Annotated in this window: 1 protein-coding gene; it reads right to left on the reverse strand. The window is 53.5% G+C overall.

Going from position 1 to position 18961, the window contains the following annotated elements:
* Nucleotides 1-33: 33 nt before the first annotated feature.
* A complete protein-coding gene (locus tag B0I18_RS21430) occupies nucleotides 34-18570 on the reverse strand; it encodes a hybrid non-ribosomal peptide synthetase/type I polyketide synthase (protein ID WP_106524802.1) in 18537 nt (6178 codons plus the stop codon).
* Between the last annotated feature and the right edge of the window lie 391 nt (nucleotides 18571-18961).

The following is an 18961-nucleotide window of genomic DNA, read 5'->3' on the forward strand; positions in this document are numbered from 1 at the left end:
TTTTGTTATGATCGAGGCGGTTTATGATTGGGTTTATTCAGTGTTTGTTTTATCCCGGGAAGCGGGTTCCAGGCATTCGCGTATCAACAGGGCCAGGGTCCTGGCATGTTTACCCTTCACCATGCTTTCATGATCGCCCGGTGTATCCAGGGTCTTTAATACCGTTGCATAAGACGTCCAGCCCATAGTGGCATCACCGTCGGAATGAACTTGGTCTGCAGCCCTGAAAATGGTCAGGGGCGCCTTTACCATACCGGACAAGCCAAAGTCCATGGTAGCATTGCGGATCATCAGGCGGAAAACACGCACCAGGAAAGCGCCTAGCCTGTCGTCCTGCAGGCATTGTTCCCGTATAAACCCGATCATGAAGTCCGGCATCTGCTCTGCCGGCAAAACTTCCATTTTCGATTTCAAGCCGGGTAACCAGTGCGGTTCAGGGCTTTCCACCAGTTTATACATCAGCAGGTAAGGCAATACTTCATCCAGGAGTGCATCTGCATTCATGTGGAAAGTATTTTGCTGCGCAGGGGCGTCGAGAATGGCTGCGAATTGCACTTCGTCCTGTCCTGCTTCCAGTTGCCGTATCATTTCGTGTAATACATAAGCGCCGAAAGAGTGGCCAGCCAGGCGATACGGTCCATGGGGCTGTATGGCTTTGATCCAGCTTATGTTTTGCGCAGCTATTTCCGGTATCGTATCCAGGGGCAATTCACCTTCCAGCAAACCGGTCATATTAAGTCCATATACGGGTGCAGCATCGCCTATAGCCTGCCCCAGCTCTGTATATACATCTACAATACCAACACCGCCCGGCAGGATAAACAGTGGCTGCCCTTCCTGTACGGGGTTCAAAGGAAGGATATGGCCACTCTCCGACCAGTTGCGGAGCGCCTGCTGTGTGATACCGGTATGTTGTTCGAGCAACAGCGCCTGTGCCTCCAGGGTACTGTGTACCACCAGGTCGCTCAGGGCCAGGTTATAACCAGCCTGGCGGATCTGCGCCAGTAATCGTATGGCTAAAAGCGAATGTCCCCCGGCTGCAAAGAAATCGTCATGCAGACCCGCTTTTTCCAGCCCGAGCAATTGCTCCCAGATACCGGCCAGCAATTGCGCTTCTGCTGTTACGGGTGCAACATAGTCCTGCTGTGGCAATTCGTCGAACGCCGCTTCGGGCAATGCCCTGCGATCCACTTTACCATTTGCGGTAAGCGGTATGGCATCGAGTTGTATCCAAAGCGCCGGTATCATATACGCCGGTAAACGGGCGGCCAGCCAGGTTTGTACGGTTGCTTTACTGAAGTGCTGTCCGGCGACTACATATGCGACCAGCCGCCTGGCGCCGTCCTGGCCTGTTGTAGCCAGTACTACTGCCTGTTCTATCTCTTCAGCTTGTTGTAACACATGTTCTATTTCGCCGGTCTCGATACGGAAGCCGTTAATTTTAACCTGGTCATCCGTCCTTCCTCCGTATTCGATGGTACCATCGGGTAACCAGCGGCCGATATCACCGGTCCTGTAAATACGCTTTGATGACAAACCGGGGAAGGTAACGTCGATGAATTTTTCGGCGCTAAGATCAGGGCGACCCAGGTACCCTCTTGCCAGGCCATCACCTGCAATACAGATTTCACCGAACACACCCACCGGTACCGCATTGCGGTTATCATCCACGATAAACAGGTCCACGTTATCGATCGGCTTACCGATTGAGATACTGGCATACCGGTCTGCAGGATAGTTACAAGTATTAAAGGTGAAGGTAGTACAGCCTACGGTGGCTTCTGTAGGACCGTATTCGTTTACGATCTCGACATCCAGTTTATGATCGGTCCAGTAACGCAGGTGAGCAGGCTCGAGCGCTTCGCCCCCAACAACCAGTTTATGGGTAAAGGGCGTTCCGCCGTTTTTCTCGATAGCCAGCGCCAGGAGCGGCAAATGCGCCGGGGTCAGCTTTATAAAATCGTAAGGCGCATTGTTGATAAAGGTTGGCTCTTCAAAGGCAGACAATGCATCCGCCGCACCGATTACCAGGGTCTTGCCGGCAAGCAAAGGCATAAACATGGCGGAGAGCGAAGCATCAAAAGTATAAGACAGGTGCGCGAAGCTCCCGGTAGTATCGCTGGCATCGTCGACGTAATGCGTCTTATCGTTGCAGAGATAACTCATAAGGCTGCGATGTTCGATCATGACGCCTTTGGGCTTACCTGTACTGCCTGAAGTATAAATAATATAAGCAAGCTGGCCGGGTTCGATCTGCTGCGGATCATCAACAACAGGACAACCCGTGATCTGCGCCTGGTCTGCATCCAACAGTAATACAGCGCGACCTTCCTGCTGCGGCAGTATAACAGCGCAGGCGCTGTTGCTCACCACCAGGGTCGCCCCGGTATCTTCCAGGATATAACTGATGCGTTCAGCCGGGTATGCAGGATCGAGCGGCACGTATGCTGCGCCTGCTTTGAGTATGCCGAATATAGCGACGATCATATCGGCCGAACGTTCGAGGCATACCGGCACCAGGGCTCCGGCTTTAACACCCGCAGTCCTGAGGTAAGCGGCCAATTGCTCGGAGCGCAGGTCCAGGTCGGTATAACTCAATACGACATCCGCATAGCGGATCGCCACCGCATCCCGGCTTTGTGCAACCTGTTCCCGGAACCGGGCCACTACGGTTGTATCGCGCGGCCAACCGGCGCCGGCGCCTTTGAAATCTGTAAATAATATTTTTTGCTCTGCTACGGTAAGCAGGGACAAGCCGCCCAGCCTGCTTTCCGCCCCGCTAACGATCTGCCGGAGCACTTGTTCGAAGTGACCGGATAAGTTATGGACATAACCGTCTTCCAGCACACTGGCATTATAACCGAACATGACCCGGATCGTATCATTGGCTGTTATGATAATGTTCAGCGGGTAATTGGTATGCTCGTGTAAATGCAGGTTTTCGATTTTCAACGCACGGTCGCCGGCAATAGCGGCATCGTTAAGCGGGTAGTTTTCATATACCAGGATACTGTCGAAAAGTTCACCGGTTACGGGCGTCCATTTCTGGATGGCACTTAAAGCAGTGTGCTCGTACTCGCGCGACCGGATCTGGTCCTGCTGGATCGCCGACAACCAGGTTACGATGTTCTGTTCCCGGTCAATGCCCGTATGTAGAGGGATCGTGTTGATATACATGCCCACCCTTTGTTCCACATCGGGCAAGGCCGCTGGACGGCCCGATACCGTCACTCCGTAAACAACCTGCTGGTTACCGGTATAGGCATGGAGTATAAAGGCCCATACCCCCTGCATGATCGTATTGACCGTAAGGCCCTGCAGGCGCGCATAACTATTGATCTGTGCCGTCACACCGGCATCGAGCGACAGGTAGTGTTCTTTATAGGTGCCGATGCCTTTGGAACGGTCGCGCGCCGTGTTTACGAACGGCAGGTAACTCGCCGACTCCAGGCCCTTCATATACGAACGCCAGTATTGCTCCTCTCCTTCCCGGTCGCGGCGGCTGATGTAACGGATATAATCTTCGTAATGATCTACTGCCCGCTCCGGTACCGTTTTACCGGCCAGCAACAGTTCGTAGTTCTGTAGTAACTCTTCCAGTAATACCGGCAGCGACCAGCCATCCATCAGCAGGTGATGATAGGTCCATACCATACGGTAGGCCTCATCGCCGGTCTGCAACAGTGTAATACGCATCAGCGGCGGACGGCTGAAGTCGAAGCCCTGCATCCGGTCCTGGTCCAGGTATTGCTGCTCCTCCAGAGCCTGGGCTGCGGTATCCAGGTGGCGGTAGTCGATCAGGGTAAAGGGTAAGTTTACCTGTTCGTGTACGCATTGTACGGGAAGATCCAGGGCCTCGTAGCTAAAACTGCTCCGCAGGATGCTGTGCCGGTCCAGGATATATTGCCAGGCTTGTTCAAAGACCGCGATATCCAGCTCATATAGATTACAGGTGAACTGCTCGATATAGGCCACTACTTCCTGGTCGTATAAACCATGGAATAACATGCCTTCCTGCAACCCGCTTAAACGGTACAGGGAAGTTATTTTACTGTTTACGTTATTATTGTTGTTTTCGTTTAAGAACTGGTCCAGTTTCTGGTAGCTTACCCCGGTCAGACCATAATCCGATGGTGTACGGCTTGGGATAACCTGTGCCACACAATGGCTGATCAGGGTCGTTAGTTCGCCGATGTAAGCGGCGGCCAGTGTCTCGATGGTTGCCGGTTCGTAATGTTTGCCGCTATAGACCCAATCGAAGTATAAGGCCCCATCCTGTACCCGGCCCGTTACCGAGATCAGGTCCCGGAGCGGGTATTGTTGTCCCTCCGATGGTCCTGCATGCTCGGCTGCCATGCCCAGCCACTGGCTGCCGCCCGTGGCATTGTCCAGCTGGCCCAGGTAGTTGAACACGATGGTCCAGGGATCGCTTTGCTGTAAACCGGGCTCTTTGCTGATGTATTTTAATACGCCATAACCCAGCCCTTTGTCCGGGATGTTACGCAGTTGTTCTTTGATGCTTTTTACCAGGTCGCCGGTGTGCGCTGCCTCCGGCAGTTCCAGCAATACCGGGTACAGGCTCGTAAACCAGCCTACGGTACGGCTCGTATCGATACTGCCGCCAATGTCTTCGCGGCCATGGCCTTCCAGGCCAATCACGACACCGCGTTGCCCGCTCCACTTCGTAAGACTCGCCGTAAGGCCAGCCAGCAGCAGGTCGTTGATCTCGGTAAGGTAAGCACCGGATACGTCCTGTAACAGTTGACGCGTAAGCGCTGTATCCAGGTGTTGGGTATAGGTTTTGCTATCGGCTACGAAAGCCGTCGTTGCTTCCTTATGATCGACCGGCAGTTGATAACCCGCTTGACGGGCCTGCTGCCAATAACGGCGCTGATCCAGTAAGCGTTTGCTTTGTCCGTACAGGGACAGCTGTTCATGCCATTGCCGGTAAGAGCTGGTCTTGGCCGTGAGTTGGCTGCTGCCTTCCAGCAGTTGCCCGATATCTTCGAGCAGGATACGCCACGATACGCCATCAATGACCAGGTGATGGGCTGCGATCAGTAAACGGTTTGTTTGGCTTTGATCCGGCAGGCGCATCCATACCATACGCAGTACCTCCTGTTGCTCTATATCGAGGCTGCCCTGGTAATAACTGCAGCAGGCTGTTATTTTGGCTTCCAGATCTGCAGGTGTTATGGCGCTGAAGTCTTCTTCTATTATGGCACTGTATCCATCGCCATAGCGCTGTTGCCAGCCTTCGCCGGTTTTATGATAACTGAAGCGCAGGGCATCGTGCTGCTGCTGCAACCGGTGTACTACCTGCTGTAGCTGATCTTTGCCGATGTGTTTATCCAGGGTAAATAAAACGCTCTGGTTATAATGATGGATCGCCGCTTGTTGTTGCGGTTCCTGTTCAAAGAACCATTGCTGGATCGGCAGTAAGGGCGCTTCGCCCTCCAGCAGGCCCTGTTCGCCTGTGCCCGTCTGGCCGCCGTCTTTGCGGCTATCGGCTATTGCTGCCAGTTCTGCGATGGTCTGGTGCAGGAAGATGTCTTTGGGTTGCAGGTCGTAACCCAAACGCTTGCAACGGCTCACGACCTGGATGGCGATGATCGAGTCGCCGCCAAGGGTAAAGAAGTTATCGTGGATGCCCACCTGCACCAGGCCCAGCAGGTCCTGCCAGATACCGGCCAATGTATGTTCGGTATCGCTTACCGGCGCTATGTAAGTGCCGGCGCCAGCCAGCGACATATCCGGCTCGGGAAGTCCCTTGCGGTCTATCTTGCCGTTGGCCGTTAAGGGAATGTGGGTAAGGCTTACCCATACGCCCGGTACCATATATTCCGGCAACTGTTCTTTCAGGTGGTTGATGATGGCCTCCTGGCTGCTGTTGGCTTCCGGTACGATATAACCTACCAGTCGTTTATTGCCCGCCGGATCGGTCTTGGCCAGCACTACGGCCTGTTGTACTAAACCGGAGTGTTGCAGTACGCTCTCGATCTCGCCCAGTTCGATACGGTAACCCCGGATCTTGACCTGGTCGTCTATACGACCGGTATAGGCTACGGTGCCATCGGGCAGCCAATGACCCAGGTCGCCGGTACGGTACATCCGTACTGCCTGATCAGGACCAAAGGGATCATGGATAAATTGTTTGGCCGTAAGCTCCGCACGGTTGATATAACCCCGGCCTACGCCGATGCCGGCTACGCAGATCTCGCCCGTAACGCCTACAGGGCACAGCTGCATCGCTGCATCTACTATATAGATATACATGTTCTGTACCGGTTTACCCACAGGTACGCTATGGCCCGCCGGTACATCGTACATAATGTGATGGGTGATATCATCGGAGGCTTCGGTAGGACCATAGGCATTGACAACAGGGATACGTTTGTACTGCCCATGACTGAACCAGCCCGCCAGTACATGGCGGCTTACGGCTTCGCCCGTTACCAGCAGGTATTGCAGCTGTCTTAAGGCTACGCTTATGTTCTCCTGTAATACGGCCGCCAGGTACGAAGGTACCAGCTCCAGGATGCTGACCTGTTGCCGGTCTACGGCTTCCATTAATTGTGCAGGCTGCAGTACCTGGTCTTCGGTATAGATCACCGTGGTGCCACCGCAGAGCAAGGCCGAAAACATCTGCCATACGGAGATATCGAAAGTGTAGGAGGCCGTATAGGCCACTACGCTGCCCGGGTGCATATGCAGGTCGTTGACCTTGGCATACAAATGGTTCAGCATGCCCCGGTGCTCGATCATGGCTCCTTTCGGCTTGCCCGTACTGCCGGAGGTGTAAATGATATAGGACAGGTCTGCAGGGTCCGGGGCTGTGGCCGGCGCTGTTACCGGCTCCCGGCCTATCGCTTCGTCATCGAGCAGTACCAGGCCCGACACCGATCCCAGGTGTGTACTGGCTACTGTGGTGCTCAGTACCAGCTGCGCTCCGCTGTCTTCTAAAATAAAGGCGACACGGTCGCCGGGATAGGCCGGATCGATCGGGATATAAGCACCGCCTGCTTTCCAGACGCCTAATATGGCGATCACCATGGCAAAGCCACGCTCCGTACAGATGCCTACCAGACTATCGGCCTGGACCCCACGCCCACGCAGGTAATGCGCCAGCTGGTTGGCCCGGCTATCCAGCTCCGCATAAGACAACTGATCCCTACCCTGCACCAGTGCTATACTGCCCGGATCGGCCGCTACACGCGTCGCAAATAAAGAAACAAAGGTCTGATCGGAAGGATAAGCTAAGGCATATCCACTGAAGTTATGCAGTAAAGTCTCTTCTGAAGAAGTAAGTAGTTTTACGGCACCCAGTTTTTGTTGCTGCCCCCCGATAAACTGCCGGAGCACTTGTTCGAAGTGACCGGATAAGTTATGGATATAACCGTCCTCCAGCACACTGGCATTATAACCAAACATGACACTGATCGTATCCGATACCGTGATCATGATATTTAACGGGTAATTGGAACGTTCCTTCAGGTAAATATTATCGACTTTAAGTTTCCAGTTGCCGGACCGGGCGACTTCGCTGATCGGGTAATTCTGGAACACCAGGGTACTGTCGAAAAGCTCACCGGTTACGGGCGTCCATTTCTGGATGGCACTTAAAGCAGTGTGCTCGTACTCGCGCGAACGGATCTGGTCCTGCTGGATCGCCGACAACCAGGTTACGATGTCCTGCTCCCGGTCAATGCCCGTATGTAAAGGGATCGTGTTGATATACATACCCACCCTTTGCTCTACATCGGCTAAGGCCGCTGGACGGCCCGATACCAGGATGCCATAAGACACCTGCTGGTTACCGGTATAGGCATGGAGTATAAAGGCCCATACCCCCTGCATGATCGTATTGACCGTAAGGCCCTGCAGGCGCGCATAACTATTGATCTGTGCCGTCACACCGGCATCGAGCGACAGGTAGTGTTCTTTATAGGTGCCGATGCCTTTGGAACGGTCGCGCGCCGTGTTTACGAACGGCAGGTAACTCGCCGACTCCAGGCCCTTCATATACGAACGCCAGTACTGCTCCTCTCCTTCCCGGTCGCGGCGGCTGATGTAACGGATATAATCTTCGTAATGGTCTACTGCCCGCTCCGGTAAAGCTTTGCCGGCCAGCAACAGTTCGTAGTTCTGTAGTAACTCTTCCAGTAATACCGGCAGCGACCAGCCATCCATCAGCAGGTGATGATAGGTCCATACCATACGGTAGGCCTCATCGCCGGTCTGCAACAGTGTAATACGCATCAGCGGCGGACGGCTGAAGTCGAAGCCCTGCATCCGGTCCTGGTCCAGGTATTGCTGCTCCTCCAGAGCCTGGGCTGCGGTATCCAGGTGGCGGTAGTCGATCAGGGTAAAGGGTAAGTTTACCTGTTCGTGTACGCATTGTACGGGAAGATCCAGGGCCTCGTAGCTAAAACTGCTCCGCAGGATGCTGTGCCGGTCCAGGATATATTGCCAGGCTTGTTCAAAGACCGCGATATCCAGCTCATATAGATTACAGGTGAACTGCTCGATATAGGCCACTACTTCCTGGTCGTATAAACCATGGAATAACATGCCTTCCTGCAACCCGCTTAAACGGTACAGGGAAGTTATTTTACTGTTTACGTTATTATTGTTGTTTTCGTTTAAGAACTGGTCCAGTTTCTGGTAGCTTACCCCGGTCAGACCATAATCCGATGGTGTACGGCTTGGGATAACCTGTGCCACACAATGGCTGATCAGGGTCGTTAGTTCGCCGATGTAAGCGGCGGCCAGTGTCTCGATGGTTGCCGGTTCGTAATGTTTGCCGCTATAGACCCAATCGAAGTATAAGGCCCCATCCTGTACCCGGCCCGTTACCGAGATCAGGTCCCGGAGCGGGTATTGTTGTCCCTCCGATGGTCCTGCATGCTCGGCTGCCATGCCCAGCCACTGGCTGCCGCCCGTGGCATTGTCCAGCTGGCCCAGGTAGTTGAACACGATGGTCCAGGGATCGCTTTGCTGTAAACCGGGCTCTTTGCTGATGTATTTTAATACGCCATAACCCAGCCCTTTGTCCGGGATGTTACGCAGTTGTTCTTTGATGCTTTTTACCAGGTCGCCGGTGTGCGCTGCCTCCGGCAGTTCCAGCAATACCGGGTACAGGCTCGTAAACCAGCCTACGGTACGGCTCGTATCGATACTGCCGCCAATGTCTTCGCGGCCATGGCCTTCCAGGCCAATCACGACACCGCGTTGCCCGCTCCACTTCGTAAGACTCGCCGTAAGGCCAGCCAGCAGCAGGTCGTTGATCTCGGTAAGGTAAGCACCGGATACGTCCTGTAACAGTTGACGCGTAAGCGCTGTATCCAGGTGTTGGGTATAGGTTTTGCTATCGGCTACGAAAGCCGTCGTTGCTTCCTTATGATCGACCGGCAGTTGATAACCCGCTTGACGGGCCTGCTGCCAATAACGGCGCTGATCCAGTAAGCGTTTGCTTTGTCCGTACAGGGACAGCTGTTCATGCCATTGCCGGTAAGAGCTGGTCTTGGCCGTGAGTTGGCTGCTGCCTTCCAGCAGTTGCCCGATATCTTCGAGCAGGATACGCCACGATACGCCATCAATGACCAGGTGATGGGCTGCGATCAGTAAACGGTTTGTTTGGCTTTGATCCGGCAGGCGCATCCATACCATACGCAGTACCTCCTGTTGCTCTATATCGAGGCTGCCCTGGTAATAACTGCAGCAGGCTGTTATTTTGGCTTCCAGATCTGCAGGTGTTATGGCGCTGAAGTCTTCTTCTATTATGGCACTGTATCCATCGCCATAGCGCTGTTGCCAGCCTTCGCCGGTTTTATGATAACTGAAGCGCAGGGCATCGTGCTGCTGCTGCAACCGGTGTACTACCTGCTGTAGCTGATCTTTGCCGATGTGTTTATCCAGGGTAAATAAAACGCTCTGGTTATAATGATGGATCGCCGCTTGTTGTTGCGGTTCCTGTTCAAAGAACCATTGCTGGATCGGCAGTAAGGGCGCTTCGCCCTCCAGCAGGCCCTGTTCGCCTGTGCCCGTCTGGCCGCCGTCTTTGCGGCTATCGGCTATTGCTGCCAGTTCTGCGATGGTCTGGTGCAGGAAGATGTCTTTGGGTTGCAGGTCGTAACCCAAACGCTTGCAACGGCTCACGACCTGGATGGCGATGATCGAGTCGCCGCCAAGGGTAAAGAAGTTATCGTGGATGCCCACCTGCACCAGGCCCAGCAGGTCCTGCCAGATACCGGCCAATGTATGTTCGGTATCGCTTACCGGCGCTATGTAAGTGCCGGCGCCAGCCAGCGACATATCCGGCTCGGGAAGTCCCTTGCGGTCTATCTTGCCGTTGGCCGTTAAGGGAATGTGGGTAAGGCTTACCCATACGCCCGGTACCATATATTCCGGCAACTGTTCTTTCAGGTGGTTGATGATGGCCTCCTGGCTGCTGTTGGCTTCCGGTACGATATAACCTACCAGTCGTTTATTGCCCGCCGGATCGGTCTTGGCCAGCACTACGGCCTGTTGTACTAAACCGGAGTGTTGCAGTACGCTCTCGATCTCGCCCAGTTCGATACGGTAACCCCGGATCTTGACCTGGTCGTCTATACGACCGGTATAGGCTACGGTGCCATCGGGCAGCCAATGACCCAGGTCGCCGGTACGGTACATCCGTACTGCCTGATCAGGACCAAAGGGATCATGGATAAATTGTTTGGCCGTAAGCTCCGCACGGTTGATATAACCCCGGCCTACGCCGATGCCGGCTACGCAGATCTCGCCCGTAACGCCTACAGGGCACAGCTGCATCGCTGCATCTACTATATAGATATACATGTTCTGTACCGGTTTACCCACAGGTACGCTATGGCCCGCCGGTACATCGTACATAATGTGATGGGTGATATCATCGGAGGCTTCGGTAGGACCATAGGCATTGACAACAGGGATACGTTTGTACTGCCCATGACTGAACCAGCCCGCCAGTACATGGCGGCTTACGGCTTCGCCCGTTACCAGCAGGTATTGCAGCTGTCTTAAGGCTACGCTTATGTTCTCCTGTAATACGGCCGCCAGGTACGAAGGTACCAGCTCCAGGATGCTGACCTGTTGCCGGTCTACGGCTTCCATTAATTGTGCAGGCTGCAGTACCTGGTCTTCGGTATAGATCACCGTGGTGCCACCGCAGAGCAAGGCCGAAAACATCTGCCATACGGAGATATCGAAGGTGTAGGAGGCCGTATAGGCCACTACGCTGCCCGGGTGCATATGCAGGTCGTTGACCTTGGCATACAAATGGTTCAGCATGCCCCGGTGCTCGATCATGGCTCCTTTCGGCTTGCCCGTACTGCCGGAGGTGTAAATGATATAGGACAGGTCTGCAGGATCCGGTGCTGTATCCGGCGCTGTTACAGGCTCCCGGTCTATCGCTTCGTCATCGAGCAGTACCAGGCCCGACACCGATCCCAGGTGTGTACTGGCCACTGTGGTGCTCAGTACCAGCTGCGCTCCGCTGTCTTCTAAAATAAAGGCGACACGGTCGCCGGGATAGGCCGGATCGATCGGGATATAAGCACCGCCCGCTTTCCAGACGCCTAATATGGCGATCACCATGGCAAAGCCACGCTCCGTACAGATGCCCACAAGGCTATCGGCCTGGACACCTCGCCCACGCAGGTAATGCGACAGCTGGTTGGCACGGCTATCCAGCTCTGTATAAGACAACTGCTCCCTACCCTGCACCAAAGCTATACTGCCCGGATCGGCCGCTACACGCGTCGCAAATAAAGAAACAAAGGTCTGATCGGAAGGATAAGCTAAGGCATAACCACTGAAGCTATGCAGTAAAGTCTCTTCTGAAGAAGTAAGCATCGGCAACAGTGCTACAGGCATTTCGGGTGTAAGCACCACCGCCTGCAGCAATTGTACAAAATGCCCGGCCATCCTGCTTATGGTATCCGCATGAAATAAATCGGTACAATATTCGATATAACCACCCAGGCCATTTTCGTTTTCCTTCATGGCGAAGATCAGGTCAAACAAGGCTGTAGTATGCGTTATGGCAGCTGCAGACAACTGCATATCGCCGAAGCTGAGTACGGGTGCATCGGGGGTATTGAACAGTTCGAACATCACCTGGAATAAAGGCGTACGGCTCATGTCCCGCTCCCGCACAACGGCTTCCACCACCTTTTCAAAGGGAGCGTCCTGGTGGTCATAGGCTTCCAGCGTTGTTTGCCGGATACGGGCCAGCAATGTCGAGAATGCAGGATTATCACCCAGGTCGTTACGCAACACCAGGGTATTGACGAAGAAACCGATCAATGCTTCTTCCGCTTCCCGCGCCCGGCCGGCCACGGAAGTGCCGATAGCAATGTCTCCCTGTCCGCTATGTCTGTATAATAATACTTTAAAGGCCGACAGCAGGGTCATGAACAAAGTAGCGCCATGCTGCCGGGATAACTGTTGTAATTGGGAAGTCAGTTCTTGGTCGAGCTGGAAATAATGCCGTGCACCACGCGTGCTTTGCACAGCAGGCCTGGAGTAATCTGCAGGCAGGTTCAAGGGTTCGATACCGGCCAGGCGTTCTTTCCAGTAAGCCAGCTTTTGCTCCAGCACTGTATATTCCAGGTAACTGCGCTGCGCTAAAGTATAGTCGATGTATTGCATCGCAAGTTCCGGCAACTGCATGGCCTTCCCCGTTGAAAAGGCGCCGTATAAACTTACCAGTTCCCGGAAGGTGATCCCAGCCGACCAGCCATCGAATGCAATATGATGTATCGTCAGTAACAACAGGTGTTTTTCCTGTGCGAAACGGAGCAGGTGCACCCGCAGCATCATATCATTGGCGAGGTCGAATGGCGCCTGCACCAGGTCGGTAATGTATTGTTCCAGGCCGGGCTGATCTGCGGCATAAGGTACGTTCCCGATCACGGTCATGGTCCAGGAGCCGGCATCCATCACCTGTTGATAGGCCCTGCCCTCTTCTTCGCGGATAACGGTACGCAATACTTCATGACGGTCGATAATCGTATGTAATGCGGTTTCCATAGCCGGTTTATCCAGCTTACCTTCCAACCAGAAACCGGCATACTCGTGGTAGGCGATACTGCCCCCGATCTGGTCGAGCAGCCATAAGCTTTCCTGGTTAAAGGAAAGCGGGATCCTTACCGGTACTGCAAGCCCATCCTTATCTTCCGTTGGCGGCATTTCGGCTACAAGCTCCGTAGTAGCTATATCCTGGCCATTTTGCAGCCCAGATGCGCCATGGGCATAATGCTTACCATTGCTATTGCCATTATAGGCAGTGTGCCCGTTGCCCGTATGCCAGGCCGGCTCCGTATCTTTTCTCAACTGTTGGGTCAACTGGCGGAATTGTTGCTCCAGGGTATCGGCAAGCTGTTGCCTGATTACCTGGAACTCGTTCCGGATCAGCGTGCTGATTTGGTCGCCGATCTGTGTTTGATCCATAAGCCCCATGACTGACGTTGCCGCTGCATCCTTCGCCAACTTCGGAGCAGCAAGCGCCTCAGCAGGCAATTGGGTCTCTATATAGGCGGCCAGCTCGTCAAGCGTGATCACGGTATCGAACAGTTGTTTGATGGTCAGCTTCAGGCCATACTCCTGTTCTACCGCTTTAACCATACTGCTCATCATCAGCGAATTGGCGCCCAACAATAAGAAGTCGGCATGTACATCGATATCACCCGGCGCCATTTTCAATAAGCGCCCCAGGGCTCCGGCCAGGAATGTGATAATGCTTTCTTTACGGTCCAAAACAGGAAGAGCCGCCGGCGCTTCCATAGCCGCAGCGGCCGGAACAGCCGCCGGAACTGCATCCGGGCGCAATACGATGCTATTTTTTTGCCGTTCCCCCGGTGTAACCCAATATGTTTGCCGGTTAAAGGCATATAAAGGCAGGTTTACCTTTTTATATCCCTTACCGGTATAAAACGCGCTCCAGTTAATGGCTATGCCTTTTACATATAAAGCCAGGAGGCTATCCAGCACGGCATCCCAGGATGATTTACCGATAGACATGCAAGGCAGTAAACAGTCGGCTTCATAAAGGGCGATCTGGTCTACCATAGACAAGAGATTGGGCTGTGGCCCCAGCTCCATCAGCAGTTCTCCGCCATTCTCCTTAACCGTTCTGATACTTCTCAGAAACTGTACCGGCTGCAGGATATGCCGGCACCAGTAATCCGCATCTGTTACTTCCGTGGTAACGACGGCGCCGGTAAGGTTGGAAACAAGCTCCAGCGTTGGGGTATGATATGCGATGCTTTCCGCCACCTTACGGAATTCCTCCAGCATAGGCTCCATAAGCGGCGAGTGGGATGCTTGTGCGATCAGTAGTTCTCTTCCTCCGATACCTTCGGCTTCCATTGCTTTTAATGCCGCCCGCACGGCCTGTTGTTTACCGGAGATTACGGTCAATGCAGGCGCATTGACTGCAGCAATGGATAAGTCCTTGCCAAAGGGCAGGATAAGTGAAGCAACGGTCTCTTCTGCGGCGAATATGGTGGCCATAGCGCCCGGTTCCCGGATCTCCTGCATTAAACGGGCCCTGGCAGTAACCAGCTTCAGACCGTCATCGAGGCTAAAAACGCCGGCGGTATAAGCGGCTGCGTATTCGCCCATGCTGTGACCCAACACCATCGCCGGGGTAATGCCCCAGGACTTCCACACCCCGGCCAAAGCGCAGGATACCGCAAATATTGCAGGCTGGAAATAGGTCATCTGCTGCAGGAGGATATTGGCTTCTTCCTTATCTTTTTCGTACAGGAGGTGGATCAGCGAAAAGCCCCAACAGGTTTGCAGGTAAGCATCGCAATGATCGATTATATTTTTAAATACGGTATTGTGTTCGTAGAGTTCGCGACCCATGCCCCAATACTGTGCACCGCCGCCTGTAAATAGCCATACCAGTTTGCCGCCCCGGCCCGGGGCAGTCATGCCCTGGATCAAGGCTTTATCAGGCCTGTCCTCGAGGAAAGCAGTGATCGCTTTTTGAGCTTCTGACCAATCTGCAACCCGGAGTGCGAGCCGGTATTTGAACAGGTCGCGTGTCATAGCCGTGCTGTAGGCAATGTCCGGTAAGAGGGCTCCGGTAGTATCCGGCAGCGCTGCGTATTTACGGGCCAGCGCCTGCAGGGACTGCGGCGTTTTTGCAGCAAGCAGTACGGGATAAGCAGGCAAAGCGGCTACAGCTGCGGCCAGGGCCGGTACCTGGTCCGCTTCTTCCAGCAACACATGTACATTGGTACCGCTCAGGCCGAATGCACTTACCGCCGCCCTTCGTTTGCCGGTAGTGCCCGGCCAGGCCATCAGGCGGTCTGCTACTTTAACCGTCATTTTATCCCAGGGAATAAACCGGTTGGGTTTGCTGAAATGCAGGTTGCCCGGTATTTCTCCGTGTTGCAGGCATAAAATTGTTTTGATCAGGCCGGCAATACCTGCCGCCGCTTCGAGATGCCCGATATTACTTTTAACCGCGCCGATCACCAAGGGTTGATCTGCAGCGCGGCCACGGCCATATACGGCGTTCAATGCCTGTACCTCTACCGGGTCGCCAAGCGGGGTGCCGGTACCATGGGTTTCTATATATTGTACGGAGCCGGCAGGGATGCCCGCATCGGCCAGTGCCTTTTCCAGCAATTGTTGTTGCGCCAGGCCATTGGGTGCAGTAAGGCCATTGCTCAGGCCATCGTGGTTAACGGCCGAGCCATTAATGATGCCCAGGATGGTATCATTCGCTTCCAGTGCGTCTTCCAGGCGCTTGAGTACTACGATGCCGGCGCCCTCGCCCCGTACATAACCATCGGCGCTATCGTCGAAAGTCTTGCAGGAGTCTGTAGGCGAAAGTGCTTTCATACGACAAAGCTTGACGGTATAATCGGCAAGCAGCATCAGGTTTACACCACCGGCAAGCATCAGCGTAGTTTCGCCCTGCAACAGGCTTTTACAGGCCTGGTGAATGCTTAACAAAGAAGAAGAGCAGGCGGTATCCAGCTGCATAACCGGTCCGTGAAAATCAAGTGCATAGGCAATACGCCCGGCTGTAATACTCCTTTCCGTACCCAACGAAGTAAAGGCATCGTCCGCACCGCCATCGGGGGTATTGTTATAGACGATCTGCTGGTAGTCGTCGGTACCCATACCGATAAAGATGCCGCTGTTGCTGCCTCTCAGCGCAGCAGGAGGAATACCTGCATGCTCCAGGGCTTCCCAGCAGACCTCGAGCAACAGGCGTTGCTGCGGATCCATGCCGGCAGCTTCGCGTGGAGCGATACCGAAGAACAAAGGATCGAACTCCGCTACCTGTTCTATAAAGCCGCCTTTGCGGGTATACATCTTGCCCGGTGCATCGGGGTCTTCGTCAAAAAAATCGGCTATATCCCAGCGATCGGCCGGGATACTTGTTATGCCATCTCCCTGTTCTGTTAAGAGTTTCCAGAAAGCATCGGGCGAGTTGATGCCACCGGGAAAACGGCAGCCGATGCCCACAACGGCAATACGCTTATCGGAAGACGCCGGGGCAGCAGGCTGTGCCGGAGTTTGCTGCGGTCCGGACGCTCCTGCGAGATAGGCCGCAAGCGCCTTTATGGTTGAGAAATTATAGATCAGTACCTTGTCGATTTCCCGGTCGAGCCATTGTTCCAGCTCACCGGCCAGGGCTACAGCCTGCATCGATACCATTCCGTATGCGGCAAAAGTGAGGTCTGCGGCAAGCTCTGCAGCCGACAGCCCAAAACGTTGCTGCATCCAGTGTTCCAGCCATTGCCGGATCTCTTTTTCGGAACGTGCCGTTACCTGTTCGCTGGCTGCAGTTACAGGTCCCGCTTCTATTGCGGCAGCCGGCCGGTTGGCAGCCTGCATTTCGCTGATCAGTTCAGCATAAGCGCCACGCCGGTATTCCTCGGCAAAGAAGCTGCGCTTTACTTTACCGCTGGTGGTTTTAAATATTTTACGCACCGGTATCACCTGTTTTACCTGCAAGCCCAAACGCTCGGCCACAAAGCGTTTTACGCTTGCAGCCAGGGGCAGGAACTGTGTTGCCGATTGTTTAAAAACAACAAATACGGCAACGGTCTCCGATTCGGTTTCCGGATCGGGAATGCCGCAGGCCACCACTTTACCGCTCTCTATGCCTTCCAGGGTTTCGAGCGCCTGTTCGATATCATGCGGGTAGATGTTAAGCCCATTGACAAAGATGATATCCTTTACACGTCCTACTACGTGTAAGGCGCCGTTCCAGGTAAAGCCGGTATCGCCCGTATTGAGCCAGCCGTCTTTTTTGATCACGGCTTTCGTGGCGGCTTCATTATTATAATAACGCCGGGTAACACTTTCGCCACGCAGCCAGATAATACCAGTATGCCCGTCTTCCAATTGTTTGCCCTGTTCGTCGGTAATCTTCAGGAACATACCCTCGATGGGTACGCCTACGTTAACCACCTCCAGGCAATCGGCACCGGCATCCTGTTCCTGCTGTACATGTACCTTATGCCCTATAACCAGTGCATCGCGGCTGATCTGTATACTGGTAACCGGCAAATCAACAGGACGTGGGGCTGTAGCCTGTAAGGTAGCTTCGGCCAGGCCATATACCGGGCGTATAACTTCAGGGGCCAGGTTAAAGGGGGCCATGGTTTCGTAAAACCTGCGGCATAAAGGAGCCGATATAGGCTCGGCGCCGTTATAGATGATGCGCAGGGCTGAAAGATCCAGCCCGGCGCCCTTTTCGGGGCTGAACTGGTTGAGGTAATATTTATAGCCGAAGTTGGGCGAACTGGTAATGGTAACGCGGTGTTCCGATACTTTTTGTAACCAGAGTAAGGGGTGCCGTATGAATAAGTCGGTCGGTATAATATAATGTTGTGTACCTGCGGTAAGCGGGTAAAGGTGAAAACCGATAAGGCCCATATCGTGGGTCAGCGGCATCCAGCTCAGGTGTTTATCGGCAGCGGTACACTGCTGGTAAGCCAATGCGCCGCTGATGTTATGCACCAGGTTACCATGCGTTAATACAACGCCTTTGGGATTGCCCGTGGACCCTGAAGAAAACTGTATAAAAGCGATATCCGCAGCAGTAACATCAGCAATGGTCCCGGCTGTGCCATATTCCTTTACCGCTTCTGTAAAAACAGTTTTCCCGGCAAAAAATGCAGATCCGTCTGGGCTTTCAGACAGCTTGGTAAAATGTGTTTTACTGATCAGCAGATAAGGGTTGTCCAGGAACTTCCATACTTCGAAAAGCTTATGCGCATTTTCGCCGGTATAGTTTACCGATACCGGTACCGGAATAACAGCACCGAGTATACAAGCCCAGAAAAGCTGTATAAAAGTCTTGCTGTCGTCTACCTGGAATACCAGTTCATCGCCCTTCTGGATACCCAGGCTCTGGAGATAACCCAAGGCTTCCAGGGCTGTATGATAGAGTTCATGATAAGACAGGAATTCTTCTTTATTGCCCCCGCTGATAAATGTTACGCCTTTATCTTTTGTCTCTTTATGTCCGGCAAGCACTTCGGTCAGCGTACCTGCTTTACGTATATTCGTCATGATAAATTATGTATTTTAAATATTCTTAATTGTAGATTTAACTTTTTAATCATCTTCATAAAAATCATAATCCGACAGAACGCAAGATGCCCTGAGGCCCTTATTTCAGCCCCTGAAACCCCAATCTGCTACAAAAAATAAAAAGTACCCGTTCCCTGCCTATGCATTCCCGGGGTTAAATAATGTCCTCCTGTTAAAGTCAAGGACCTGGATACAGCTGCTCTTTTTTGAAGGGGTAGTGCCAGGAAACGGTATTTCCCTTCAACCATGCGTATTCTATTTACTGATCCGTGACAAGACACGGCAACGCCTCTGTATACTCCCAACGGGGAGCAGGTAAAAATGCTGTATCAAAAAGGAAAGGCCCTGGCAACTTTCTACCAGGCGATAG

Origin of the sequence: Taibaiella chishuiensis, from assembly GCF_003014535.1 — a bacterium.
In the GTDB taxonomy this organism is placed as follows: domain Bacteria; phylum Bacteroidota; class Bacteroidia; order Chitinophagales; family Chitinophagaceae; genus Taibaiella; species Taibaiella chishuiensis.